Source organism: Streptomyces sp. NPDC034037, from assembly GCF_055575715.1.
Window position 1 is genome coordinate 193,043 of record NZ_JBVISC010000007.1, and the last position, 25,146, is coordinate 218,188.

Below are 25,146 nucleotides of genomic sequence, written 5' to 3' on the forward strand. Positions count from 1 at the left end.
CCGACCTCCGTACCTCACACCACATATCGACGTTCGACAATGCTGAACACTATCGGTCGTTGTCGACCTCTCGCCAATGCCCGGACAGCACGCGTCGCCCCGCTCTCCCGGGTCAAGCACCTGTTCGAGCCAGGCCCGGGGTCCTGTCCACCGCCGTCCGCCCCGTGGACGTCTTCCCAAAGGGACCTTGGTCCCGGCTACCCTGGCCGGGTGCGCCCGCCCACAGCGGGCGCAAAGCCGACAGCCGTCGCACTCCAGGGAGCTCTTACATGGCCTCGTCGCCAACCCCGTCCGCGCAGTCCACGCCCGTCTCGGCCGAGAGCAAGGTCCGGGCCGAAGCCCTCCGCGAGGCCCTCGCCACCCGTGTGGTCGTGGCCGACGGCGCGATGGGCACGATGCTCCAGGCCCAGGACCCCACCCTCGAGGACTTCCAGCACCTCGAGGGCTGCAACGAGGTCCTGAACATCACCCGCCCCGACATCGTGCGTTCCGTGCACGAGGAGTACTTCGCGGTCGGCGTCGACTGCGTCGAGACCAACACCTTCGGCGCGAACTTCGCCGCCCTGAGCGAGTACGACATCCCCGAGCGGAACTTCGAGCTCTCCGAGGCCGGCGCCCGCATCGCCCGCGAGGTCGCCGACGAGTACACCGCCCGTACGGGACAGCAGCGCTGGGTGCTCGGCTCCATGGGCCCCGGCACCAAGCTGCCCACCCTCGGCCACGCCCCCTACGCCACCCTGCGCGACGCCTACCAGATCAACGCCGAGGGCATGATCGCCGGTGGCGCCGACGCGCTCCTGGTGGAGACGACCCAGGACCTCCTGCAGACCAAGGCCGCGATCCTCGGCGCCCGCCGCGCCCTGGAGGCCACCGGCGCGAACCTCCCGGTGATCTGCTCGGTCACCGTCGAGACCACCGGCACCATGCTGCTCGGCTCGGAGATCGGCGCCGCCCTGACGGCCCTGGAGCCGCTCGGCATCGACATGATCGGCCTGAACTGCGCGACCGGCCCCGCCGAGATGAGCGAGCACCTGCGCTATCTGGCCCGCCACTCGCGCGTCCCGATCTCCTGCATGCCCAACGCGGGCCTGCCCGTCCTCGGCAAGAACGGCGCCCACTACCCCCTGACGGCGCCCGAGCTGGCCGACGCCCAGGAGTCCTTCGTACGCGAGTACGGCCTCTCCCTGGTCGGCGGCTGCTGCGGCACCACCCCCGAGCACCTGCGCCAGGTCGTCGAGCGCGTGCGCGGTGTGCAGGCCCCGGCCCGCGACCCGCACCCCGAGCCGGGCGCCGCGTCCCTCTACCAGACCGTGCCGTTCCGCCAGGACACCGCCTACATGGCGATCGGCGAGCGCACGAACGCCAACGGCTCGAAGAAGTTCCGCGAGGCCATGCTGGAGGGCCGCTGGGACGACTGCGTGGAGATGGCCCGCGACCAGATCCGCGAGGGCGCGCACATGCTCGACCTCTGCGTCGACTACGTCGGCCGGGACGGCGTCAAGGACATGGCGGAGCTGGCCGGCCGCTTCGCCACCGCCTCCACCCTGCCCATCGTCCTGGACTCCACCGAACTCCCCGTCCTGCAGGCCGGTCTGGAGAAGCTCGGCGGCCGCGCGGTCATCAACTCCGTCAACTACGAGGACGGCGACGGCCCCGAGTCCCGCTTCGCGAAGGTCACCGCCCTCGCCAAGGAGCACGGCGCCGCCCTGATCGCGCTCACCATCGACGAGGAGGGCCAGGCCCGCACCGTCGAGCACAAGGTCGCCGTCGCCGAACGCCTGATCGAGGACCTGACCGGCAACTGGGGCATCCACGAGTCGGACATCCTCGTCGACACCCTGACCTTCACCATCTGCACCGGTCAGGAGGAGTCCCGCAAGGACGGCCTGCACACCATCGAGGCCATCCGCGAACTCAAGCGCCGCCACCCGGACGTGCAGACCACACTCGGCCTGTCCAACATCTCCTTCGGCCTCAACCCCGCCGCCCGCGTCCTGCTCAACTCCGTCTTCCTGGACGAGTGCGTCAAGGCCGGCCTGGACTCCGCGATCGTCCACGCCTCCAAGATCCTGCCCATCGCCCGCTTCGACGACGAGCAGGTCACCACCGCCCTCGACCTCATCTACGACCGCCGCGCCGAGGGGTACGACCCCCTGCAGAAGCTCATGCAGCTCTTCGAGGGCGTCAACATGAAGTCGATGAAGGCGGGCAAGGCCGAGGAACTGCTCGCCCTGCCGCTGGAGGAGCGCCTCAAGCGCCGCATCATCGACGGCGAGAAGAACGGCCTGGAGGCCGACCTCGACGAGGCCCTGACCGACACGCCCGCCCTCGACATCGTCAACAACACCCTCCTGGAGGGCATGAAGGTCGTCGGCGAGCTGTTCGGCTCCGGCCAGATGCAGCTGCCGTTCGTGCTCCAGTCCGCCGAGGTCATGAAGACGGCCGTCGCCTACCTCGAACCGCACATGGAGAAGGTCGAGGGCGACGAGGCGGGCAAGGGCACCATCGTGCTCGCCACCGTCCGCGGCGACGTGCACGACATCGGCAAGAACCTCGTCGACATCATCCTGTCCAACAACGGCTACAACGTCGTCAATCTCGGCATCAAGCAGCCCGTAGGAGCGATCCTGGACGCCGCCGCCGAGCACAAGGCCGACGTCATCGGCATGTCCGGCCTCCTGGTCAAGTCCACCGTGATCATGAAGGAGAACCTGGAGGAGCTGAACCAGCGCGGCATGTCCGCCGACTTCCCGGTGATCCTCGGCGGCGCCGCCCTCACCCGCGCCTATGTCGAACAGGACCTCCACGAGATCTACGAGGGCGAAGTGCGCTACGCCCGCGACGCCTTCGAGGGCCTGCGCCTGATGGACGCCCTCATCGCCGTCAAGCGCGGCGTGCCCGGCGCGTCCCTGCCCGAGCTGAAGCAGCGCCGCGTGCCCACCAAGGCCACCGCGGCCGTCCTGGAGGCGCAGGACGAGGGGCCCGCCCGCTCGGACGTCGCCACCGACAACCCCGTGCCCACCCCGCCGTTCTGGGGCACCCGCGTCATCAAGGGCATCCAGCTCAAGGAGTACGCCTCCTGGCTCGACGAGGGCGCCCTCTTCAAGGGCCAGTGGGGCCTGAAGCAGGCGCGCACCGGCGACGGACCCTCGTACGAGGAACTGGTCGAGACCGAGGGCCGCCCGCGGCTGCGCGGCTGGCTGGACGAGCTGCAGACCCGCAACCTGCTGGAGGCGGCCGTCGTGCACGGCTACTTCCCGTGCGTGTCCAAGGGCGACGACCTGATCATCCTGAACGACGACGGCTCGGAGCGCACGCGGTTCACCTTCCCGCGCCAGCGCCGCGGCCGCCGCCTGTGCCTCGCGGACTTCTTCCGCCCGGAGGAGTCCGGCGAGCGGGACGTCGTCGGCCTGCAGGTGGTCACCGTCGGCTCGAAGATCGGCGAGGCGACGGCCGAGCTGTTCGCCGCCGACTCCTACCGCGACTACCTCGAACTGCACGGCCTGTCCGTGCAGCTGGCCGAGGCCCTCGCCGAGTACTGGCACGCCCGGGTCCGCGCCGAGCTGGGCTTCGGCGGCGAGGACCCCGGCGACGTGGAGGACATGTTCGCCCTGAAGTACCGGGGCGCCCGCTTCTCGCTCGGCTACGGCGCCTGTCCCGACCTGGAGGACCGCGCGAAGATCGCCGAACTCCTGCGGCCGGAGCGGATCGGCGTCCAGCTCTCCGAGGAGTTCCAGCTCCACCCGGAGCAGTCCACGGACGCGATCGTCATCCACCACCCCGAGGCGAAGTATTTCAACGCGCGCTGATCCGGCCCGGTCGTACACTGGTCGGTCCAGCAGAGGCCGGTCGCTTCCTTGCTCCCAGCAGGCGACCGGCCTTGTCGTCCCCCACGGAAGGTGTGGTCGCATGACCAGTACGGTTCCTGCGCTCGGCACTCGAACGGCCGAAGGCTCCGCACTCCAGGCCGTCCTCCTCGACATGGACGGCACCCTCGTGGACACCGAGGGCTTCTGGTGGGACGCCGAGGTCGAGGTGTTCAAGCGGCTGGGCCACACGCTCGACGAGGCCTGGCGGGACGTCGTCGTCGGCGGCCCCATGACGCGCAGCGCCGGCTTCCTCATCGACTCCACGGGCGCCGACATCTCCCTCGCGGAGCTGACCGTGCTGCTCAACGACGGCTTCGAGGAGCGCATCAGCCGCTCCCTGCCGCTGATGCCGGGCGCCGCGCGGCTGCTGGCCGAGTTGGCCGCCCACGAGGTGCCGACGGCGCTCGTCTCCGCCTCGCACCGGCGCATCATCGACCGCGTCCTGGAGTCGATCGGTGCCCACCACTTCGAACTGACCGTCGCGGGCGACGAGGTGGCCCGCACCAAGCCCCACCCCGACCCCTACCTCCTGGCGGCCGCGGGGCTCGGCGCGCACCCCGCCCGGTGCGCCGTCGTCGAGGACACCGCGACCGGGGTCGCCGCCGCGGAGGCCGCCGGCTGCCGCGTGGTGGCCGTCCCCTCGGTCGCGCCCATCCCCGCGGTGGCGGGGCGCACGGTCGTCTCCTCCCTCGAAGACGTCAACCTTCCTTTCCTGCAAAGGCTCATGACCCTCTGACAGTTCCGTTTCACGCCTGCTGGGGGCTGTGACGTTTCCCACTTCGAGGGGGGTCGACAGCGGGATCGGCATGTGCAGAACCCCCCTTGGGGGTGTCGGAAGGCGTGGCGTTTGGTCCGGGTTTGGTGGGGGCGTGCACGAAACCTTCCGGTGTCGGGTTATCGGTGCGTCCACGCCCGGTTTCGCTGCGTGATGGGGGCACTCCTTCCACCCCCATCCGGCGCTCAACCGGTGCGGACTAATGTCGTCGCGAGAACATCGCCCCACCCCCGTGCCCCACCAACCCACACCCCGCGTTGCGGGATTCACGGGATCCAAGAGCTCTGGAGAACGTCGAGCATGAACCGCAAGACTTTGGTGCTGCCGGCCGTCATAGGTCTGCTCGCCCCCGCGCTCGCCGCGTGCGGTGGCTCGGGCAGCGGCGACGGGGACGACGCGATCGCCGTCGGCACCACGGACGCGTTCGCCATCTCCAAGGAGGTCCCGGCGCCGTTCGACCCCGCGTACGCCTATGACGCCGGGTCCTGGAACCTGCTGCGCCAGACCATCCAGACCCTCATGGCCCAGCCGCGCGGCGACGGCGAACCCCAGCCCGAGGCGGCCGAGAGCTGCGGCTTCACCGACACGGGCAACGAGCGCTACGCCTGCACCCTGCGCAAGGGCCTGACGTTCTCCGACGGCAAGCCGCTGACGGCCGCCGACGTGAAGTTCTCCATCGAGCGCGTGCGGGACATCAAGCTCAAGTACCCCAGCGGTTCGGACGCCCTGGTCGCCAACGTCGAAGAGATCGAGACCCAGGGCGACCGCGAGGTCGTCTTCCATCTCAAGACCCCGGACGCGACGTTCCCGTACAAGCTGGCCACGCCCACCGCGGGCATCGTCAGCAAGGAGCAGTACGGCAAGAACAAGCTGCGCGAGGGCTTCGAGGTCTCCGGCTCCGGGCCGTACCTGGCCGAGCAGGAGGTCGAGGACAACCGCCTGGTCAAGACGGTGTTCACCAAGAACCCCAAGTACAAGGGCTCGTTCAAGCCGCAGAGCGACAAGGTGGAGCTGCGCACCTTCGCGGACGCCGAGGCCATGGGCAAGGCGCTCGAGGACGGCGACATCGACCTGATGACGCGCACCATGTCGCCCGAGCAGGTCAAGGAGCTCGACGGCTCCTCGCACAAGAAGATCGACCTGGTCGAGATGCAGGGCCTGGAGATCCGCTACCTCGCGTTCGACACCGACGCCCCCACGGTCAAGAGCAAGGCCGTGCGCCAGGCCATGGCCCAGGTCGTCGACCGCGGCGCGCTGGCCTCGGCGGTGTACGGCTCGACGGCCGAACCGCTGTACTCGCTGGTGCCCTCCACCATCACGGGCCACGCCAACTCGTTCTTCAACAAGTACAACAACCCGAGCCCGGCCAAGGCCCGTTCGCTGCTGAACAAGGCGAACATCTCCACGCCGGTCAAGCTCACCCTGCACTACACCACGGACCACTACGGCCCGGGCACCAAGAAGGAGTTCGAGGTGCTGCGCGAGCAGCTGAACGACTCCGGGGTGTTCGACGTCTCCATCAAGGGCACGCCGTGGAGCACGTTCCGCGCGGCCGAGCGCGACGGCAAGTACGACGTGTACGGCATGGGCTGGTTCCCCGACTTCCCCGACGCCGACAACTTCCTCGCGCCGTTCCTCGACAAGGACAACTTCCTCGGCTCGCCGTACGTCAACCGCGACATCAACGACCAGCTGATCCCCACCTCGCGCCGTGAGGCCGACCGGCTGGCCGCGTCCAAGAGCATCCGCAAGATCCAGGACATCGTCGCCGAGGACGTCCCGGTGCTCCCGCTGTGGCAGGGCAAGCAGTACATCGCCGCGCGGGACGACATCACGGGCGCGCAGTGGGCCCTCAACGCCTCCTCCAACCTCCAGCTCTGGGAGCTGGGCCGCGGCGTGAGCGGCTGAGCCCCACCCGCTCCCACCCCCACCGCACGACCACAACACCAAAGGCACGTACGTGAAATCTCGTAACCAGTGGCTGGCCCTCCCCCTCACGGGTGGGCTCGCCGCCGCCCTGCTGACCGGCTGCGGAACGGAGTCGGGCGGGGCGGGGGACACGGGCGACGCCGTCGTGATGGGGATGTCGGACGACGTCCTCGCCACCGACCCGGCATCCGGCTACGACCCCGGCTCGTGGCTGCTGTTCAACAACGTCTTCCAGTCCCTCCTGAGCTTCCCCAAGGGCGCCACCGAGCCCGAGCCGGAGGCGGCCAAGAGCTGCGGCTTCACCGACACGGAGACCAAGGTCTTCAAGTGCGAGCTGCGTGACGGGCTGAAGTTCAGCAATGGCAACGCCCTGACCTCGAAGGACGTCAAGTTCTCCTTCGACCGCATGCGCAAGATCAACGACGCCGCCGGTCCGGCGATCATGTTCCCGATGCTGGACAGCGTCCGCACCCCCGACGCCAAGACCGTCGTCTTCCGGCTCAAGTACGCCGACGCGACCTTCCCCAGCAAGATCGCCTCGGGCGCCGGCTCGATCGTGGACCACCGCGAATACGCCCTGGACAAGCTGCGCGAGGACGGCAAGGCGGTCGGCTCCGGCCCGTACACGCTCGACTCGTTCGGCAAGGAGCAGGCGACCTTCTCCGTCAACTCCTCCTACAAGGGCACCGCCAAGGCCAAGAACGAGGGCGTGGCCCTCAAGTTCTTCCACGGCGACCAGAAGGGCCTGAAGAAGGCGCTCCTGGACAACGACGTCGACCTGGCCTACCGAGGCCTCGCCGCCGCCGACATCGCGGACATCGAGCAGGACACCTCTGCGGCCGGCAAGGACGTCGACATCGTCGAGGGCACCAGCGCCGAGGTGCAGCACCTGGTCTTCAACATGAAGGACCCGGTGGCCGGCAAGCTCGGCGTGCGCAAGGCCATCGCCTACCTGCTGGACCGGGACGCCCTGGTCCAGCAGGTCTACCAGAACTCGGCCACGCCGCTGTACTCGATCGTCCCGGCGGGCATCGGCAGCCACAACACCGCCTTCTTCGACACCTACGGCGCCCGTCCGCAGCGCGCGAAGGCCCTCTCCGCGCTGCGCGGCGCCGGCGTCGAGGGCAAGGTCAAGCTCACGCTCTGGTCGACGCCCTCGCGCTACGGTCCGGCCACGGACCAGGAGATGAAGGCGATCGCCGCGCAGCTCAACGACTCGGGCCTGTTCGACGCCGACGTGAAGTCCGTCGAGTTCGAGCAGTACGAGAAGGACATCGCGGCCGGCAAGTACGGCGTCTACGTGAAGGGCTGGGTGCCGGACTACCCGGACCCGGACAACTTCACGCAGCCCTTCTTCGGCAAGGGCAACGTCCTCGGGAACCACTTCGAGAACAGCGACATCACCACGAAGATCATCCCCCGCACGGCGACCGAGAGCGACCGCGGCAGGACCGACAAGCAGTACGCCGAGCTCCAGGACATCGTGGCCGAGCAGCTGCCGATCCTGCCGGTCTGGCAGGCCAAGCAGTACGCCGTCGTCCGCGACAACGTCTACGGCGTGGAGTCCTGCCTGGACGCCTCGACGGTCTTCCGGTTCTGGGAGATCAGCAAGGGCTGAACGCGGGAGACCGCATGACGACGGTGGCCGCCCCCCTCGGGGGACGGCCACCGTCGTCGTTACTTCACACCCTCGGCCCCGGCCTACTGCGCGCCGGGACGCACCAGCCCGCTCTCGTACGCGTACACCGCGGCCTGCACCCGGTCGCGCAGGCCCAACTTCGTGAGCACATGGCCGACATGGGTCTTCACCGTCGTCTCGCTGACGAAGAGGTCCGCGGCGATCTCCGCGTTCGAAAGGCCCCGCGCCACCAGCTTCAGGACCTCCACCTCGCGGTCGGTGAGCGTGTGCAGGGTGTCCGGCACCGGCTCGTCGCCCGAGGGGAGATGCGCCGAGTACTTGTCGAGCAGCCGGCGCGTGATGCTCGGCGCGAGCATCGCCTCGCCCGCGGCGACCACGCGGATCGCCTGCACCAGCTCGTTCGCCGGGGCGTCCTTGAGGAGGAAACCGCTGGCACCGGCGCGCAGCGCCTCCACCACGTACTCGTCCAGGTCGAAGGTGGTCAGCACCAGGACCTTCGCCGGACCGTCCCGGCCGGGCCCGGTGATCTGCCGGGTCGCCTCGACGCCGTCCATCCGCGGCATGCGGATGTCCATCAGCACCACATCGGGCTGCAGCGCCCGCACCTGGTCAAGAGCCTGGAGGCCGTCTCCGGCCTCGCCCACGACCGCGATGTCCTGCTCGGCCTCCAGAATCATCCGGAACCCGGTGCGCAACAGCGGCTGGTCGTCGACCAGTAGGACGCGGATCGCCACGTAACTCTCCTTAGCTAGCCCGGCCCCATTCTGCCCTGCTCGCCCTCGGCGGACTCGGGCACCCTCACCGGAAGCGGATACGGCGGGGGAGTCCCGCCGAACTCCGGACACACCGCCTGATGATCACACCAACCGCACAGTTTCGTCGGCCGGGGGCGCCACTCACCGGTCGCCGTCGCCCGCTCGATCGCCTCCCAGAGCGCGAGCAGCTTCCGCTCGACCCGCTCCAGGTCCGCGACGACCGGGTCGTACGTGATGACGTCACCGCTGCCCAGGTACACCAGCTGCAGGCGGCGCGGGACGACGCCCTTCAGCCGCCAGACCACCAGGGCGTAGAACTTCATCTGGAACAGCGCGCCCTCCGCGTACTGCGGACGCGGGGCCTTGCCCGTCTTGTAGTCGACGATGCGGACCTCGCCCGAGGGGGCGACGTCGACGCGGTCGATGATGCCCCGCAGCCTCAGGCCCGACTCCAGCTCCGCCTGCACGAACAGCTCGCGCTCGGCGGGCTCCAGCCGGGTCGGGTCCTCCAGGGTGAACCAGCGCTCGACGAGCTTCTCGGCGTCCGACAGCCAGCGCGCCATCCGCTCGCCCTCCGGATCGTCGGCGAACAGCTCGGTCAGCTCGGGCCTGGCCTCGCGCAGCCGGTCCCACTGGCCGGGGATGAGCGACTTGGCGCGCGGCGCCGTGCGCTCACTCGCGGGCGCGTCGAAGAGTCTTTCCAGAACGGCGTGGACCAGCGTGCCCCTGGTGGCGGCCTCGCTCGGCTTCTCGGGCAGCTTGTCGATCACCCGGAACCGGTAGAGCAGGGGGCACTGCATGAAATCGCCCGCGCGCGAGGGCGACAGGGATGCCGGGCGCACGGCCGCCGCGACACCTTCGGTGCTGGTTTCCATAGGGACAGACCCTACGACCCGCCACCGACAACAGCCGCATACCATCGACGGCAGACCCTCTCGCCCTGCATGATCGTGTGGGTGATCGCGCCATTCCGGGCGAGGGACGCATCGAACGAGGGGACATCGTGGACGAGAGCGGCGAGAGCGGCAGGCCGCAGTCCGACGGCGCACAGGGCCCGCGGCAGGGCGACACGGCCGCCCCCTCCGAGCCGACGCGCCCAAAGACGCGGCACCCCGACAAGGCCGACGAGGCCGCCGCGCCGGACGAGGCGGACGGGCCCGGAGGAACGCCCCGCCCCGGGGCCGCGGACACCCCGCCCCCCACGAAGCGGCAGGAGCAGGAGGAGGAGATCCCCGCCTCCCTGACCAAGGCCCTGCGTGAGATCCCCCGGCCCGGGCCACCCGAGGACGGGCCGCGCCCCACCAGGAAGGGGCCGCCGAGGCCCGGCCCCGGCAAGGAGCGCAAGAACCCCGGCGGCGGGCTGCTCATGGGCAGGCCCTTCGGCGTGCCCGTCTACGTCGCGCCCAGCTGGTTCCTCGTCGCCGCCCTCATCACCTGGGTCTTCGGCGGCCAGCTCGACCGCGTCCTGCCCGAGCTGGGCGGCGCCCGCTACCTCGTCTCCCTCTTCTTCGCCGTCGCCTTCTACGCCTCCGTCCTGGTGCACGAGCTGGCCCACACCGTCGCGGCCCTGCGCTTCAAGCTGCCGGTGCGCCGCATCCAGCTCCAGTTCTTCGGCGGAGTCTCCGAGATCGAGAAGGAGTCCGAGACCCCGGGCAGGGAGTTCGTCCTCGCCTTCGTCGGCCCCCTGCTCTCGCTCGTGCTCGCCGCCGTCTTCTACGCCGGCATGCGCGTCGTCGAGCCGGGCACCGTCCCCGGCGTGCTCCTCGCCGGCCTGATGGTCTCCAACCTCATCGTCGCCGCCTTCAACCTCCTGCCCGGCCTGCCCCTCGACGGCGGCCGCATGCTGCGCGCCGTCGTCTGGAAGATCACCGGGCGGCCCATGAGCGGTACCGTCGCCGCCGCCTGGGTGGGCCGCGTCCTCGCCGTCTCCGTGCTCATCGGGCTGCCCCTGCTCAACCAGTCCGGCGCCCTCGGCGGCGAATCGCAGGACATCGGCGGCATGAACACCGTCACCGACGCCCTGCTCGCCGCCATCCTCGCCGCGATCATCTGGACCGGCGCCGGGAACAGCCTGCGCATGGCCCGGCTGCGCGAACACCTGCCCGAACTGCGCGCCCGCACCCTGACCCGCCGCGCCGTCCCCGTCGAGTCCCACACCCCCCTCTCCGAGGCGCTGCGCCGGGCCAACGACGCCGGGGCCCGCGCCCTCGTGGTCGTCGACCCCGACGGCGACCCGATGGCGGTCGTCCGCGAGGCGGCCATCGTCTCCGTGCCCCAGCACCGCCGCCCCTGGGTCGCGGTCAGCGGCCTCGCCCAGGACATCACCGAGGGCATGCGGATCTCCGCCGAGCTGGTCGGCGAGGAACTGCTCGACACGCTGCGGGCCACCCCCGCCACGGAGTACCTGGTCATCGAGGAGTCCGGGGAGATCTACGGAGTGCTCTCCACCGCCGACGTCGAGCGCGCCTTCGTCAAGGCGATGGCCCGGCCGTCCTGAGCCCCGCCCCCCCTCACGCGGCTACCGGCGGAGGGCAGGGGCATACGTCGCCCCCCCGGCCCGCCTGACCTCGGGGATGGTCCGGAGCCCCCCGCGCGGCCGGTAGTCTGTTCGCATGTCCGAACCGACCGGTGCCGCCCGCCGTCGCGGGCCCTTCAAGGTCGGGGACCAGGTCCAGCTCACCGACCCCAAGGGACGCCACTACACGTTCACGCTCGAGGCCGGGAAGAATTTCCACACCCACAAGGGTTCCTTCCCCCACGACGAGCTGATCGGCGCTCCCGAGGGCAGTGTTGTCCGTACCACGGGGAACGTCGCCTACCTGGCGCTGCGCCCCCTGCTCCCCGACTACGTCCTGTCCATGCCCCGCGGCGCCGCCGTGGTCTACCCCAAGGACGCGGGGCAGATCCTGGCCTTCGCCGACATCTTCCCCGGCGCCCGCGTCGTCGAGGCGGGTGTGGGCTCCGGCTCGCTCAGCAGCTTCCTGCTGCGCGCCATCGGCGACCAGGGGATGCTGCACTCCTACGAGCGCCGCGAGGACTTCGCCGACATCGCCCGGCAGAACGTGGAGCGCTACTTCGGCGGCCCCCACCCCGCCTGGCAGCTCACCGTCGGCGACCTCCAGGACAACCTCAGCGACACCGAGGTCGACCGCGTCATCCTCGACATGCTCGCCCCCTGGGAGTGCCTGGAGGCCGTCTCCAAGGCGCTCGTCCCCGGCGGCATCCTGTGCTGCTACGTGGCGACCACCACCCAGCTCGCCAGGACCGTGGAGTCCATCCGCGAGATCGGCGGCTTCAACGAGCCGACCGCCTGGGAATCGATGATCCGCAATTGGCACATCGAGGGCCTCGCCGTCCGCCCGGATCACCGCATGATCGGGCACACCGGCTTCCTGCTCACCGCCCGCCGCCTCGCGGACGGCGTGGAGCCCCCCATGCGCCGCCGTCGCCCCGCCAAGGGCGCCTATGGTGACGACTACTCCGGCCCGAACGCCGACGGCGGCACCCCGCGCTGACCCGCGCGGCCGCCGTACGGCCAAGAAGCGGGCGCCGCCGCCGAGTTCCCCGACCGACCGGGGAACTCGGCGGCGGCGTCGTTTCGTTGACGGGACACCAGCCGCGTACCGCCGCGCACCAAAAGAGATCCGGGTACCCGGGGACCCCGGTGTTCCACCTCACTGTGACGTATGGCACGATGCTGGCCACCCCACCGGCACAGCTCTCACAGGAGACACTTCCTCGTGCAGCACCCCGCCGTCCCGGCCCAGGCGCACACCACCGCCCGCCCCGCCCACTGGCTGGCCATCGCCGCCGCGCTGGCCGCCGTCGTCACGGGCGCGGCCTTCCTCCAGCCCGACCCGGCGACCGCCGCGCAGTCGACGCCGCAGACGCGGGGCGGAGCCCTCGCGGGCGCGCCCGCGCCGGCCGCCGCGCCCGACCCCGCCTCGGTCACCTTCCCCCTCGACTGCGGCACCGTGCGCCCCGTCGTGAAGCAGAAGGCCACCGGCGACCTCGACGGGGACGGCAGGGCCGAGACGGTGGCCGTCGTGCACTGCCGCGCCGGTTCCGGCACCCCGCCCGACGGGATCTATGTGCTCACCGGCGAGCGCACGGGCAAGGCGCGCGTGGTGGCCACCCTCCTCGACCCGAAGGACCAGCTGACCGCGACCGATTTCGCCGTCCGTGACGGCGCGGTCACCGCGACCCTCCTCGGCTACTCCTCGCTCGACGTCCCCCGCTGCTGCCCCGACCGCGAGGAAGCGGCCAAGTGGCGATGGCGAAACGGCGCGTTCGAGCGGACAGCGCCCGCGGGAGCCCGCAGCGTCTGAGGCGCGGGGCGCGGCGGCTCAGTCGGCGTCGGGGCCGTACACCTCGACCCTGTCCGAAACGCGCCGTACATGGATGCAGTCGCCCGGACACTCCTTCGCGGAGTCGGCGACGTCCTGGAGCAGCGGCAGGGGGACGGGTGTGGTGGCCCCGGGGGCCTGCAGCAACTCGTCCTCGCCGCTCTTCACATAAGCCAGTCCGTCGATGTCCAGCTCGAAGACCTCGGGCGCGTACTGCGCGCAGATGCCGTCCCCGGTGCAGAGGTCCTGGTCGATCCAGACCTCCAGCAGATCGTGGCCCTCACTGCCGGTCTCGGCGTCGTGCCGCACGGTCATCTCTCCTGCCGGTCGTTTCGTCGAGCCGCCCGGCCGATCGGTAAGTCGGGCCAGCTCTGACGGGTGTTGAACGCTTCGACGATACAACCGCCCGCTTTCCGATGTTGTTGGGTGGGTATTCACCTGGTGTGAGGGGAAGCGCAAGGGTGAAGATCGGACACACCCCTTTGTCTTTGTGATCTAGGGGTTTCAATCGACACCCACCCAGGTAGGGTCTGGAAGCGTCCAGCTCCCCTTGGAGGAGGTGAGGACCGTGGCAGCCCACGACGACGACAACAACCGCGGCATCCGGCCGGGACGAGGGTCTGAGGACCCCGCCGGTCAGGTTGCCTATCTCGAGCAGGAAATCGCCGTCCTGCGACGCAAGCTCGCCGACTCTCCGCGTCATACGAGGATTCTCGAAGAGCGGATCGTCGAGCTGCAGACCAACCTGGCCGGCGTGTCCGCGCAGAACGAGCGGCTCGCCAACACGCTCCGCGAGGCCCGCGACCAGATCGTGGCCCTCAAGGAGGAAGTCGACCGGCTCGCGCAGCCGCCGGCCGGCTTCGGGGTCTTCCTCGTGGCCAACGAGGACGGCACGGCGGACATCTTCACCGGGGGCCGCAAGCTCCGGGTGAACGTCAGCCCCAGCGTGGAGCTCGAAGAGCTCAAGCGCGGCCAGGAAGTAATGCTCAACGAAGCGCTCAACGTGGTCGAGGCCATGGAGTACGAGAGCGTCGGCGACATCGTCACCCTCAAGGAGATCCTCGAGGACGGCGACCGAGCCCTGGTGGTCGGACACACCGACGAAGAGAGAGTGGTGCGGCTCGCCGAACCCCTCCTCGACGTCACCATCCGCCCGGGCGACGCCCTGCTGCTCGAACCCCGCTCCGGGTACGTCTACGAGGTCGTGCCGAAGAGCGAGGTCGAGGAACTCGTCCTCGAAGAAGTGCCCGACATCAGCTACGAGAAGATCGGTGGTCTCGGCGGCCAGATCGAGATGATCCGGGACGCCGTCGAGCTTCCGTACCTCTATCCCGACCTCTTCAAGGAGCACGAACTGCGGCCGCCCAAGGGTGTGCTGCTGTACGGGCCCCCCGGCTGCGGCAAGACACTGATCGCCAAAGCCGTCGCCAACTCCCTTGCCAAGAAGGTCGCCGAGGTCACCGGCCAGCCCGCGGGGAAGAGCTACTTCCTCAACATCAAGGGCCCCGAGCTCCTCAACAAGTACGTCGGCGAGACCGAGCGCCACATCCGCCTGGTCTTCCAGCGTGCCCGGGAGAAGGCGAGCGAGGGCACCCCCGTCATCGTCTTCTTCGACGAGATGGAATCCCTCTTCCGCACCCGCGGATCCGGTGTCAGCTCGGACGTGGAGAACACCATCGTCCCCCAGCTGCTCGCCGAGATCGACGGCGTGGAAGGGCTGGAGAACGTCATCGTCATCGGCGCCTCCAACCGCGAGGACATGATCGACCCCGCGATCCTGCGGCCCGGACGACTCGACGTCAAGATCAAGATCGAGCGCCCGGACGCCGAGGCCGCGAAGGACATCTTCGCCAAGTACCTCACCGAGCGGCTCCCGCTGCACGCCGACGATCTGGCCGAGCACAGTGCCGACCGGCACGCCACCGTGCACGGCATGATCCAGTCCGTCGTCGAGCAGATGTACGCGGAGTCCGAGGAGAACCGCTTCCTCGAGGTGACGTACGCCAACGGCGACAAGGAAGTCCTGTACTTCAAGGACTTCAACTCCGGCGCCATGATCGAGAACATCGTGGGCCGCGCCAAGAAGATGGCCATCAAGGCCTTCTTGGAGGCGAACCAGAAGGGCATCAGGGTCTCGCACCTCCTCCAGGCTTGCATCGACGAGTTCAAGGAGAACGAGGACCTGCCCAACACCACCAACCCCGACGACTGGGCCCGCATCTCCGGCAAGAAGGGCGAGCGGATCGTGTACATCCGCACCCTTGTCACCGGAAAGCAGGGCGCGGACACCGGACGCTCCATCGACACGGTGGCCAACACCGGTCAGTACCTGTAGAACCCAGGGCGGCTGCGGGTGTCCTTCACGGGTACCCGCGGCCGTCTGCTTTTCAACGAAGGCAATGATCTGCCCACCAGCGCAAAGGCGTTCTAGGCTCTGCGGTACCGCCGAGTCGCGCAGTGCGGGGACGGGCACCGCACACGCACCGGAGCACCAGCGGTACTTGAGCGCCGTTCCCGGACGGGAGCGCCGCCGGGCAAGGAGGGCCGCATGACCGTACGGCGAGTAATGGGCATCGAGACGGAGTACGGCATCTCCGTCCCCGGCCACCCCAACGCCAATGCCATGCTCACCTCGTCCCAGATCGTCAACGCCTATGCCGCGGCGATGCACCGGGCGCGACGCGCCCGCTGGGACTTCGAGGAGGAGAACCCGCTGCGGGACGCGCGGGGTTTCGACCTCGCCCGCGAGGCCGCCGACTCCAGCCAGCTGACCGACGAGGACATCGGCCTCGCCAACGTCATCCTCACCAACGGCGCGCGGCTGTACGTCGACCACGCGCACCCCGAGTACAGCTCGCCGGAGATCACCAACCCCCTGGACGCCGTCCTGTGGGACAAGGCCGGCGAGCGCATCATGGCCGAGGCCGCCGACCGCGCGGCCCAGCTCCCCGGGGCCCAGCCGATCCACCTGTACAAGAACAACACCGACAACAAGGGCGCCTCCTACGGCACGCACGAGAACTACCTGATGAAGCGGGAGACCGCCTTCTCGGACATCGTGCGCCACCTCACGCCCTTCTTCGTCTCCCGGCAGGTCGTCACCGGCGCCGGGCGCGTCGGCATCGGCCAGGACGGCCACGAGCACGGCTTCCAGCTCAGCCAGCGCGCCGACTACTTCGAGGTCGAGGTGGGCCTGGAGACGACGCTGAAGCGGCCCATCATCAACACCCGGGACGAGCCGCACTCGGACGCGGAGAAGTACCGCAGGCTGCACGTCATCATCGGCGACGCGAACCTCTCGGAGATCTCCACCTACCTCAAACTGGGCACCACCTCGCTCGTCCTCGCCATGATCGAGGACGGCTTCATCGCCGTCGACCTGGCCGTGGACCAGCCGGTGCGCACCCTGCACGAGGTCTCCCACGACCCCACGCTCCAGCATCTGGTCACGCTCCGCAGCGGCCGCTCACTGACCGCGGTGCAGCTGCAGATGGAGTACTTCGAGCTGGCCCGCAAGTACGTCGAGGAGCGCTACGGCTCCGACGCCGACGAGCAGACCAAGGACGTCCTGGCCCGCTGGGAGGACGTGCTCGGCCGCCTGGAGAGCGACCCGATGAGCCTGTCCGGAGAGCTGGACTGGGTCGCCAAGCGCGAGCTGATGGAGGGCTACCGCCGCCGTGACGGCCTGGACTGGGACGCGGCGCGGCTGCACCTGGTCGACCTCCAGTACGCCGACGTACGGGCCGAGAAGGGCCTGTACAACCGCCTGGTGGCGCGCGGCAAGATGAAGCGGCTCCTGGACGAGGCGGACGTGGAGCGGGCCAGGACCAAGCCGCCGGAGGACACCCGCGCCTACTTCCGCGGGCGCTGCCTGGAGCAGTACGCGGACGACGTGGCCGCGGCGTCCTGGGACTCGGTCATCTTCGACCTGCCGGGCCGTGACTCTCTGCAACGGGTGCCGACCCTGGAGCCCCTGCGCGGCACCAGGAACCACGTCAAGGAGCTCCTGGACCGCTGCCGCTCGGCAGAGGAACTGGTTCGGGTCCTGTCGGGCGGCTGAAAGGTCACCGGCGGGGGAATCACAGAGGTGGGCCCCGTAGATCGCGCGAACGCGGGGCCGATGTCGGACCCGGCTTGTAGGGTCTGATCAAGATAGGTCCAACCGAGCGAGCGGGGTGAGGCAGATGGCGACCAAGGACACCGGCGGCGGACAGCAGAAGGCGACGCGCTCCACCGAGGAGACCGAGGAGCAGGCGCAGGACGCGCAGGCGTCCGAGGACCTCAAGGAGCGCCAGGAGAAGCTGAACGACGACGTGGACTCCGTGCTGGACGAGATCGACGACGTACTCGAAGAGAACGCCGAGGACTTCGTGAGGTCCTTCGTCCAGAAGGGCGGCCAGTAAGCCGGTCCGGCCCGCGCCCGCGGCGCCGTGCGGACGCGCCGCGGGCAGCCTCCGCATCGCTCGCGCAATCCATGTGGATCACCGCCGCGTGCCGGGTAGGGTCCGTGGCGTAACACGCTTCAACTGCAATTCGGCCATCGGCAAGTTGGGAGACGATCCCGACGCTGTTCGTCGGGCTGCCGCCTATCTGGAGGGATCCTCGTGGAAGTCAATACTCGTAGCACCGGGCGTCTACCGGCTGCCTTCCTGACGCCTGGTTCGTCGTCCTTCATGGATTTCCTGTCCGAGCACCAGCCCGAGATCCTGCCCGGCAATCGCCAGATGCCGCCCACGCAGGGCGTGATCGAAGCTCCGCACGGCACCACCATCCTGGCGGTGACGTTCCCCGGCGGCGTGGTCCTCGCCGGTGACCGCCGGGCCACGATGGGCAATGTCATCGCCTCGCGGGACATGGAGAAGGTCTTCCCGGCCGACGAGTACTCGGCGGTGGGCGTCGCCGGCACGGCGGGCCTCGCCATCGAGATGGTGAAGCTCTTCCAGCTGGAGCTGGAGCACTTCGAGAAGGTGGAGGGCGCCACGCTCTCCCTGGAGGGCAAGGCGAACCGTCTCTCCACGATGATCCGCGGCAATCTCGGCATGGCCATGCAGGGCCTGGCCGTGGTGCCGCTCTTCGCCGGCTATGACGTGGACCGCGAGAAGGGGCGCATCTTCTCGTACGACGTCACGGGCGGCCGCTCCGAGGAGCGCGGGTACGCGGCGACCGGCTCCGGCTCGGTCTTCGCGCGCGGCGCCCTGAAGAAGCTCTACCACGACGGTCTCACGGAGGACCAGGCGACGACCCTGGTGGTCCAGGCGCTGTACGACGCCGCCGACGACGACTCGGCGACCGGCGGCCCGGACGTGGCCCGGCGCATCTACCCCATCGTCACCGTCATCTCCGACGAGGGCTTCCGGCGCCTCACGGACGAGGAGACCTCCGCGATCGCGCGCTCGGTCCTGGACAAGCGGCTGGAACAGCCCGAGGGCCCGCGCGCCGCGCTGCTCTGAGCGGACCGAATTCGTTACCGACTGAAGTTTTTTGACAGAAAGGGACGGATCCGGTGTCGACGCCGTTCTATGTATCACCCCAGCAGCAGATGGCCGACCGGGCGGAATACGCCCGCAAGGGCATCGCGCGCGGTCGCAGTCTGGTCGTCCTGCAGTATGCCGACGGCATCGTCTTCGTCGGCGAGAACCCCTCCCGGGCGCTGCACAAGTTCAGTGAGATCTATGACCGGATCGGTTTCGCCGCCGCCGGCAAGTACAACGAGTACGAGAACCTCCGGATCGGCGGCGTCCGTTACGCCGATCTGCGGGGCTACACCTATGACCGCGACGACGTGACGGCGCGCGGCCTGGCGAATGTGTACGCGCAGACGCTGGGCACGATCTTCTCCAGCGCGGCCGAGAAGCCCTACGAGGTGGAGCTGGTCGTCGCCGAGGTGGGCGAGACGCGCGAGGGCGACCAGATCTACCGCCTTCCGCACGACGGCTCCATCGTCGACGAGCACGGTTCGCTGGCCGTGGGCGGCAACGCCGAGCAGATCAGCCAGTACCTCGACCAGCACCACAACGACAGCATGACGCTGGCGGAGGCCCTGAAGCTGGCCGTGCGGGCGCTCTCGCGCGACACCAACGGCACGGAGCGGGAGATCCCGGCCGAGCGCCTCGAGGTCGCGGTGCTCGACCGCACGCGGCCGCAGCAGCGCAAGTTCAAGCGGATCGTCGGGCGGCAGCTGGCGCGGCTGCTCGACGAGGGCGGCGCGACGGACGCCGCCAGTGACACGGACGAGGGCCCCGGGCCCGTTCAGCGGTCCGGCGGAGACATCGAGTAGTCCGCCGCGGTGCGAGCCCCGCGCTCCGGCCCCTGCGGCCGGGACGCGGGGCGTTCGCGTGCGCGGGGCGCACCCGCGTCAGCGGGCGGGGCCCGTCGAGTCGCGGACGACCAGTTCGACGGGGAGCGGGCCGGCCTGCGGGGTGCGGCCCTCGACGACGGCGACCAGCGCCTCCATGCCGCGCTCGCCGAAGCGCTCGGCGGGCAGGCGCACCGTCGTCAGTTCGGGCTCGACGGCGGTGGCGAGGGTCAGATCGTCGAAACCGGTCACCGAGAGGTCCTCGGGGACGCGCAGCCCGAGCCGGCGCGCGGCCTTGCAGACACCGGCGGCGAGGAAGTCGTCGTCGCAGACGACCGCCGTGGGCCGGGGGCCGGGAGCGGCCAGGGCGGCCTCCGCGGCCGTGCGGGCCGCCTGGACGGTCAGCGGGGCGGTGATCCGGCGCACGGTCGCGCCCGTGCCGTGCAGCGCCGCCGCGAGGGCGTCCGCGCGCACGTCGAAGGTCCAGGAGTCCACCGCCGCCGCGAGGTGCAGGAAGTCGCGGTGGCCGAGGGCCAGCAGATGCTCCGTCACCTGCCGCATGCCGTCGGCCAGGTCGAGGTTGACGGTGGCGGCGCCGAGGCTGCGGGCGGGGTCGCTGTCGAGCATGACCAGCGGCAGGTCGTCGCCGCGGATGGTGGCGAGCGCGTCGGAGGCCATGGAGGAGGCGAGCACGCCGTCCAGGGAGGCGCGCGCCGAGTCGAAGGGGTCGCGGGCCGGGCCGGGGCCCTCGGGGGAGGGGTAGAGCAGGACGCCGAAGCCGTGCCGGGCGGCGACGCGGGCGGCGCCGGTGTGGACGTGCGCGAAGAACTCGTTGGTCAGGGCGGGGACGACGAGCAGCGCCGTCCGGGTCCTGCCGAGCCGCAGATTGCGGGCGGCGAGGTTCGGGCGGTAGCCGAGCTGCCGGGCGGCGGTCCGCACGCGCTCGGCGGTGGGCTCGGCGACCCGGCCGCGCCACTTGTCGCCGAGCACCAGGGAGACGGTCGCCTGGGAGACACCGGCGGCGCGCCCGACGTCGCGGCTCGTGGGGGGCCGGGGGGCGCCGGCTTCCTGCTGTGGCCCGGCCACTGTCACCTCCCTGCTCGTGCCCGCGTCCCGCGCGCACGGTGGACCCGCGTACAGCGCTCATGGTACGTATGACGCTCGACGTTATACGTAAAACCCCGGCCGTGGCGGCGTGGGGGAGGGGCGGTAATGCATGGCTGCGGGATACGCGGAGATCCTCCGGACGCGGTACGCGACGCGCCTGCTCGCGGGGACGCTGGTGGGCCGGCTGCCCAACGCCACGGCGGCGATCACCATCGTGCTGTTCATCCGGGCCGAGGGCGGCACCTACAGCCTGGCCGGCGCCCTCGCCGCGGTGTACGGCGTGGCCAACGCGGTCGGCCAGCCGCTGCTCGGCCGCCTGGTCGACCTGTACGGCCAGCCGCGCGTCCAGCTGCCCGCCGCCCTGCTCTCCGCGCTCGCCATGGCGGCCTTCGCCTTCACCGGCCCCGACCGGCTGCTCCTCGCCCACCTCGCGGTGGGCGTCGCGGGCCTGTGCACACCGCCGCTGGAAGGCGGGCTGCGGGCCCTGTGGCCCCATGTGCTCGGCAAGGAGGAGCAGGTCCACGCGGCGTACGCCATGGACGCGGTCGCCCAGGAGGTGATGTTCACCGTCGGCCCGCTGTTCGTCACCGGCTGCGTGGCCCTGTGGTCGGAACAGGCGGCCCTGCTCGTCGTGAACGCCATCGGCGTGCTGGGCGCCCTGTCCGTGGTGGCTTCGGCGCCGTCCCGGGCGTGGCGTTCGGCCCCCCGGGAGGCGCACTGGCTCGGCGCCCTGCGCTCTCCGGGGCTGCTCGCGCTCCTCGGGGCGTTCCTCTTCGTCGGCGTGGCGCTCGGCTCGATCACCGTCGCCGGCGTGTCGTACGCGGACGCGCACGGCGGCGACGTGGTGTACGGCTGGATGATGGCGGCGATCGGACTCGGCGCCCTGGTCGGCGGTTCCGTCTACGGGGCGCGGCGGTGGAGCGGCGTGCCGGAGCGGCGGCTGAGCGTTCTCGTGGCCCTGCTGGCCCTGGGCTACGTGCCGTTGACGCTGATGCCCGGCGCGCCGGCCATGACCGCGCTCTGCGCCGTCGCCGGCGTCTTCCTCGCGCCGTCGCTGGCCTGCGCGTTCATCATCGTGGACCGGCACGCCCCGCGCGGCACGGTCACCGAGGCGTTCTCCTGGCTGGTGACCACGTTCACGGTCGGGACCTCGCTGGGCACGGCCGGCGCCGGACCGGTGGTCGAGTGGGGCGGGACCGGCTGGGGGTTCGCCGTTCCCTCTCTCGCGGGAGCGGCCGCCCTGCTGGTTTTGCTGGCCACCTCACGGGTACTGGTGCCGGCCGTGCAGGCCCGGGAAACAGAGGTCGTTGCGAGTTCATCGGAAAATGATCGAAACGGTACGGCCGAACCCGGTTTCAGTGCCGGGCATCAGGCGTAATGTTCAGTCATGGACCGCCGCATTTTCGGGCTGGAGAACGAGTACGGCGTCACGTGCACGTTCAGGGGACAGCGCCGCCTGTCGCCTGACGAGGTGGCGCGCTACCTCTTCCGCCGTGTTGTGTCATGGGGCCGCAGCAGCAACGTATTCCTGCGGAACGGCGCCCGCCTCTATCTTGACGTGGGATCACATCCGGAATACGCCACACCCGAATGTGACAATGTGACCGAGCTGGTCACCCACGACAAAGCGGGCGAGCGCATTCTCGAAGGCCTGCTCGTCGACGCCGAACGCCGCCTGCACGAGGAGGGAATCGCGGGCGACGTCTATCTCTTCAAGAACAACACCGACTCGGCGGGTAACTCCTACGGCTGCCACGAGAACTATCTGGTGGCCCGGCACGGGGAGTTCTCCCGGCTCGCGGACATCCTCATCCCCTTCCTCGTCACCCGGCAGCTGCTGTGCGGCGCCGGCAAGGTGTTGCAGACCCCGCGCGGCGCCGTGTACTGCGTGAGCCAGCGCGCCGAGCACATCTGGGAAGGGGTCTCGTCGGCGACGACCCGCTCCCGGCCGATCATCAACACCCGCGACGAACCGCACGCGGACGCCGAGCGCTACCGCAGGCTCCACGTCATCGTCGGCGACTCGAACATGTCCGAGACGACCATGCTCCTCAAGGTGGGCGCCACCGACCTGGTGCTGCGCATGATCGAGGCGGGCACGGTCATGCGCGACCTCACCCTGGAGAACCCCATCCGGGCCATCCGCGAGGTGAGCCACGACATCACCGGCCGCCGCAAGGTGCGCCTGGCCAGCGGCCGCGAGGCCTCGGCCCTCGAAGTGCAGCGCGAGTACTACGAGAAGGCGGTGGACTTCGTCGACCGCCGCGGCATCCGCACCGGCACGGTCGAGCAGGTGCTCGAACTGTGGGGCCGCACGCTGGACGCCATCGAGGCGGAGGACCTCGACCGCATCGGCACCGAGATCGACTGGGTCATGAAGTACAAGCTCATCGAGCGCTACCGCGCCAAGAACAACATGACCATGTCGCATCCGCGGGTCGCCCAGATAGACCTCGCCTACCACGACATCCACCGCCGTCGCGGCCTCTACTACCTCCTGGAGAGGAAGGGCCAAGCCGCCCGCATCTGCAACGACTTGAAGATCTTCGAGGGCAAGTCGGTGCCGCCCCAGACCACCCGGGCGCGGCTGCGCGGCGACTTCATCCGACGCGCCCAGGAGCAGCGCCGTGACTTCACGGTCGACTGGGTGCACCTGAAGCTCAACGACCAGGCGCAGCGCACCGTGTTGTGCAAGGACCCGTTCCGGTCGGTGGACGACCGGGTGGAGAAGCTCATCGCCGGAATGTGACCGGATGACAATGTGGTCCGGGTGAAGCCGGTGGCGTTGTGGGAACGCAACACGGGCGCCGTACGTTCCTCGTACGGCGCCCTTCTCACGCCGTAGAGTTGCGCGCACGCCAACCGACAAGATCGACCGATACGAGGCCCCCACCGTGCGCCGACGCTCACTCCTCCTTGCCGTCCCGGCCGGCCTGCTCACGCTGGCAGGCTGTGGTGACGACAAGGCCGACAAGGCCAAGTCCAAGCCCAGCGACAGCCCGACCAACTCCCCGTCGGCCGCGCCGACGGCGAAGATCGTGGACGGACCGCTGCCCGAGATCACCAAGGGCGACAAGTTCCGCCAGAAGCCGACTGTCGCCAAGGGCCCCGGCAAGGCGTCCCCCGACCTCGCGGTCAAGACCCTGATCGAGGGCAAGGGCGAGAAGGTGGCCAAGGGGGACCACCTCCAGGCCGACTACCTCGGCCAGATCTGGGCCACGGCCAAGGTCTTCGACAACTCCTACGACCGCGGCAGCCCCACGGTCTTCCCGATCGGCGTCGGACAGGTCATCCCGGGCTGGGACCAGGCGCTCGTCGGCAAGAAGCTCGGCAGCCGCGTGGAGCTGGCCATCCCCCCGAAGATGGGGTACGGCGAGGAGGGCAACAAGCAGGCGGGCATCAAGGGCTCGGACACGCTCGTGTTCGTCGTCGACCTCGTGGACAGCTTCAACGCCAAGAGCTCGGCGAAGGGCAAGGAGGTCGCCCAGTCCAACAAGGACCTGCCCAAGGTCGGCACGAACACCGACGGCAAGGCCCCTGCCATCGACATCCCCAAGGCCGACGCGCCCGACAAGCTCGTCGCGTCCTACGTCCTGGAGGGCGACGGCGATGTGATCAAGGAGACCGACAGCCTCCTGTGCCAGTACAAGGGCGTGCTCTGGGCCGACGGCAAGGAGTTCGACTCCTCGTACAAGAGGAAGCAGCTCGCGCAGTTCCAGCTGGCGCAGGTCGTCAAGGGCTGGGCGCAGGGCCTGACCGGCAAGAAGGTCGGCAGCCGCGTCCTGATCGTCATCCCGCCGAAGCTGGGCTACGGCGACAAGCCCCCGCAGAACAGCTCCATCAAGAAGGACTCCACGCTCGTCTTCTGCGTGGACATCCTCGCGAAGGCCTGAGCCCGCGAGGATGTAAGACTGTCCGCGCTGACTTTCCGTACCAAGCAGGAGCACTTTCGTGAGCATTGAGAAGCCCGAGGTCGACTTCCCCGGTGGCGAGCCGCCGACCGAGCTGCAGATCAGGGACATCTGGGAGGGCGAAGGGGCGGTCGCCAAGGCGGGCGACTTCGTCAAGGTCCACTACGTGGGCGTCGCCTTCAGCACGGGCGAGGAGTTCGACGCCAGCTGGAACCGCGGCAACCCGCTGGAGTTCCAGCTGGGCGCCGGCCAGGTCATCTCCGGCTGGGACCAGGGCGTGCAGGGCATGAAGGTGGGTGGCCGGCGCGAGCTGATCATCCCCGCGAACCTCGCGTACGGCGACCGCGGCGCCGGCGGCGGCCGCATCGCCCCGGGCGAGACGCTGATCTTTGTCTGCGACCTGGTCGCCGTCTGATCACGTCCTTGACCTGATCCTTTCGTCGGGGGTCCATGCCTGACCGGGCATGGGCCCTCGGCTTTTGCCCGGACACCCCGGGGCGGTACGGTCATCGGTCGGAAG

General features: G+C 69.8%; 20 protein-coding genes and 1 pseudogene. 17 read left to right on the plus strand and 4 right to left on the minus strand.

The window, feature by feature from the left end; translation table 11 throughout:
* The first annotated feature begins 269 nt into the window (after positions 1-269).
* From metH to ACZ516_RS24880, 4 genes are all read left to right on the plus strand, one after another.
* Entirely contained in the window at positions 270-3,809 is a 3,540-nt protein-coding gene (gene metH / locus ACZ516_RS24865; protein ID WP_361078924.1) for a methionine synthase, read from the plus strand.
* 100 nt (positions 3,810-3,909) lie between these two features.
* Entirely contained in the window at positions 3,910-4,605 is a 696-nt protein-coding gene (locus ACZ516_RS24870; protein WP_469011701.1) for an HAD family hydrolase, read from the plus strand.
* 339 nt (positions 4,606-4,944) lie between these two features.
* Positions 4,945-6,552 carry an ABC transporter substrate-binding protein gene (locus ACZ516_RS24875; RefSeq protein WP_358578993.1) on the plus strand — a complete coding sequence of 536 codons (1,608 nt, stop codon included), beginning with the start codon at positions 4,945-4,947 and terminating at the stop codon, positions 6,550-6,552.
* 52 nt (positions 6,553-6,604) lie between these two features.
* Positions 6,605-8,191 (plus strand): ABC transporter substrate-binding protein, encoded by a 1,587-nt coding sequence (locus ACZ516_RS24880; protein ID WP_358578996.1) that lies wholly within the window; start codon positions 6,605-6,607, stop codon positions 8,189-8,191.
* Positions 8,192-8,274: 83 nt separating this feature from the next.
* On the opposite strand, the gene ACZ516_RS24885 is transcribed toward ACZ516_RS24880, so the two are convergent.
* Both ACZ516_RS24885 and ACZ516_RS24890 read right to left on the minus strand, forming a co-directional pair.
* Positions 8,275-8,946, minus strand: a complete 672-nt coding sequence (locus tag ACZ516_RS24885) for a response regulator (protein WP_030782872.1) — start codon at positions 8,944-8,946, stop codon at positions 8,275-8,277.
* Positions 8,947-8,960: 14 nt separating this feature from the next.
* Positions 8,961-9,842: a RecB family exonuclease gene (locus ACZ516_RS24890; RefSeq protein ID WP_358696636.1), complete on the minus strand. Its 882-nt coding sequence runs from the start codon at positions 9,840-9,842 to the stop codon at positions 8,961-8,963.
* A gap of 128 nt (positions 9,843-9,970) precedes the next feature.
* Between ACZ516_RS24890 and ACZ516_RS24895 the strand changes: the two genes are divergently transcribed.
* From ACZ516_RS24895 to ACZ516_RS24905, 3 genes are all read left to right on the plus strand, one after another.
* On the plus strand, positions 9,971-11,464 hold the full coding sequence (locus ACZ516_RS24895) for a site-2 protease family protein (protein ID WP_469011702.1): 1,494 nt from the start codon (positions 9,971-9,973) through the stop codon (positions 11,462-11,464).
* Positions 11,465-11,579: 115 nt separating this feature from the next.
* Positions 11,580-12,482, plus strand: coding sequence for a tRNA (adenine-N1)-methyltransferase (locus tag ACZ516_RS24900; protein WP_358579005.1), 903 nt, complete (start codon positions 11,580-11,582; stop codon positions 12,480-12,482).
* Positions 12,483-12,707: 225 nt separating this feature from the next.
* The gene (locus ACZ516_RS24905) at positions 12,708-13,295 is read left to right on the plus strand and encodes a hypothetical protein (protein ID WP_358579007.1); all 588 of its coding nucleotides are present in this window, start codon (positions 12,708-12,710) and stop codon (positions 13,293-13,295) included.
* Positions 13,296-13,313: 18 nt separating this feature from the next.
* Here ACZ516_RS24905 and ACZ516_RS24910 read toward each other — a convergent pair whose 3' ends face one another.
* Positions 13,314-13,628 (minus strand): ferredoxin, encoded by a 315-nt coding sequence (locus ACZ516_RS24910; RefSeq protein ID WP_358579009.1) that lies wholly within the window; start codon positions 13,626-13,628, stop codon positions 13,314-13,316.
* Between the two features lie 253 nt (positions 13,629-13,881).
* On the opposite strand from ACZ516_RS24910, the gene arc reads away from it, so the two are divergent.
* The 6 genes and pseudogenes from arc to prcA all read left to right on the plus strand — a co-directional run bounded on the left by arc (position 13,882) and on the right by prcA (position 19,590).
* Entirely contained in the window at positions 13,882-15,648 is a 1,767-nt protein-coding gene (arc, locus tag ACZ516_RS24915) for a proteasome ATPase (protein WP_358579011.1), read from the plus strand.
* A gap of 213 nt (positions 15,649-15,861) precedes the next feature.
* A complete protein-coding gene (dop, locus tag ACZ516_RS24920) occupies positions 15,862-17,373 on the plus strand; it encodes a depupylase/deamidase Dop (RefSeq protein WP_358579014.1) in 1,512 nt (503 codons plus the stop codon).
* 124 nt (positions 17,374-17,497) lie between these two features.
* Positions 17,498-17,716: a ubiquitin-like protein Pup gene (locus ACZ516_RS24925; RefSeq protein ID WP_223773680.1), complete on the plus strand. Its 219-nt coding sequence runs from the start codon at positions 17,498-17,500 to the stop codon at positions 17,714-17,716.
* 58 nt (positions 17,717-17,774) lie between these two features.
* Positions 17,775-17,966, plus strand: a pseudogene (locus ACZ516_RS24930) (endonuclease domain-containing protein); the annotation flags it as partial.
* Positions 17,918-18,763: a proteasome subunit beta gene (prcB, locus tag ACZ516_RS24935; protein WP_358579017.1), complete on the plus strand. Its 846-nt coding sequence runs from the start codon at positions 17,918-17,920 to the stop codon at positions 18,761-18,763. The pseudogene ACZ516_RS24930 and the gene prcB, both read left to right, overlap by 49 nt.
* 53 nt (positions 18,764-18,816) lie before the next feature.
* Positions 18,817-19,590 (plus strand): proteasome subunit alpha, encoded by a 774-nt coding sequence (gene prcA / locus ACZ516_RS24940; RefSeq protein WP_358579019.1) that lies wholly within the window; start codon positions 18,817-18,819, stop codon positions 19,588-19,590.
* A gap of 78 nt (positions 19,591-19,668) precedes the next feature.
* On the opposite strand, the gene ACZ516_RS24945 is transcribed toward prcA, so the two are convergent.
* Entirely contained in the window at positions 19,669-20,694 is a 1,026-nt protein-coding gene (locus ACZ516_RS24945; protein ID WP_361078902.1) for a LacI family DNA-binding transcriptional regulator, read from the minus strand.
* Between the two features lie 130 nt (positions 20,695-20,824).
* On the opposite strand from ACZ516_RS24945, the gene ACZ516_RS24950 reads away from it, so the two are divergent.
* The 4 genes from ACZ516_RS24950 (at position 20,825) to ACZ516_RS24965 (ending at position 25,041) form a co-directional block, all read left to right on the plus strand.
* A complete protein-coding gene (locus tag ACZ516_RS24950; protein WP_469011703.1) occupies positions 20,825-22,093 on the plus strand; it encodes an MFS transporter in 1,269 nt (422 codons plus the stop codon).
* Positions 22,094-22,102: 9 nt separating this feature from the next.
* A complete protein-coding gene (gene pafA / locus ACZ516_RS24955; RefSeq protein WP_055550703.1) occupies positions 22,103-23,464 on the plus strand; it encodes a Pup--protein ligase in 1,362 nt (453 codons plus the stop codon).
* Between the two features lie 145 nt (positions 23,465-23,609).
* Positions 23,610-24,608 carry an FKBP-type peptidyl-prolyl cis-trans isomerase gene (locus ACZ516_RS24960; RefSeq protein WP_469011704.1) on the plus strand — a complete coding sequence of 333 codons (999 nt, stop codon included), beginning with the start codon at positions 23,610-23,612 and terminating at the stop codon, positions 24,606-24,608.
* A gap of 58 nt (positions 24,609-24,666) precedes the next feature.
* The gene (locus ACZ516_RS24965; protein WP_358698338.1) at positions 24,667-25,041 is read left to right on the plus strand and encodes an FKBP-type peptidyl-prolyl cis-trans isomerase; all 375 of its coding nucleotides are present in this window, start codon (positions 24,667-24,669) and stop codon (positions 25,039-25,041) included.
* The last annotated feature ends 105 nt before the right edge of the window (positions 25,042-25,146 follow it).

Excerpts from the sequence above, each read along its gene's own strand:
- ACZ516_RS24900 (WP_358579005.1), top strand. The coding sequence starts at position 11,580 with ATGTCCGAACCGACCGGTGCCGCCCGCCGTCGCGGGCCCTTCAAGGTC.
- ACZ516_RS24910 (WP_358579009.1), bottom strand. The coding sequence starts at position 13,628 with ATGACCGTGCGGCACGACGCCGAGACCGGCAGTGAGGGCCACGATCTG.
- ACZ516_RS24925 (WP_223773680.1), top strand. The coding sequence starts at position 17,498 with ATGGCGACCAAGGACACCGGCGGCGGACAGCAGAAGGCGACGCGCTCC.
- pafA (WP_055550703.1), top strand. The coding sequence starts at position 22,103 with ATGGACCGCCGCATTTTCGGGCTGGAGAACGAGTACGGCGTCACGTGC.
- metH (WP_361078924.1), top strand. The coding sequence starts at position 270 with ATGGCCTCGTCGCCAACCCCGTCCGCGCAGTCCACGCCCGTCTCGGCC.
- ACZ516_RS24890 (WP_358696636.1), bottom strand. The coding sequence starts at position 9,842 with ATGGAAACCAGCACCGAAGGTGTCGCGGCGGCCGTGCGCCCGGCATCC.
- ACZ516_RS24870 (WP_469011701.1), top strand. The coding sequence starts at position 3,910 with ATGACCAGTACGGTTCCTGCGCTCGGCACTCGAACGGCCGAAGGCTCC.
- ACZ516_RS24875 (WP_358578993.1), top strand. The coding sequence starts at position 4,945 with ATGAACCGCAAGACTTTGGTGCTGCCGGCCGTCATAGGTCTGCTCGCC.
- dop (WP_358579014.1), top strand. The coding sequence starts at position 15,862 with ATGACCGTACGGCGAGTAATGGGCATCGAGACGGAGTACGGCATCTCC.
- ACZ516_RS24950 (WP_469011703.1), top strand. The coding sequence starts at position 20,825 with ATGGCTGCGGGATACGCGGAGATCCTCCGGACGCGGTACGCGACGCGC.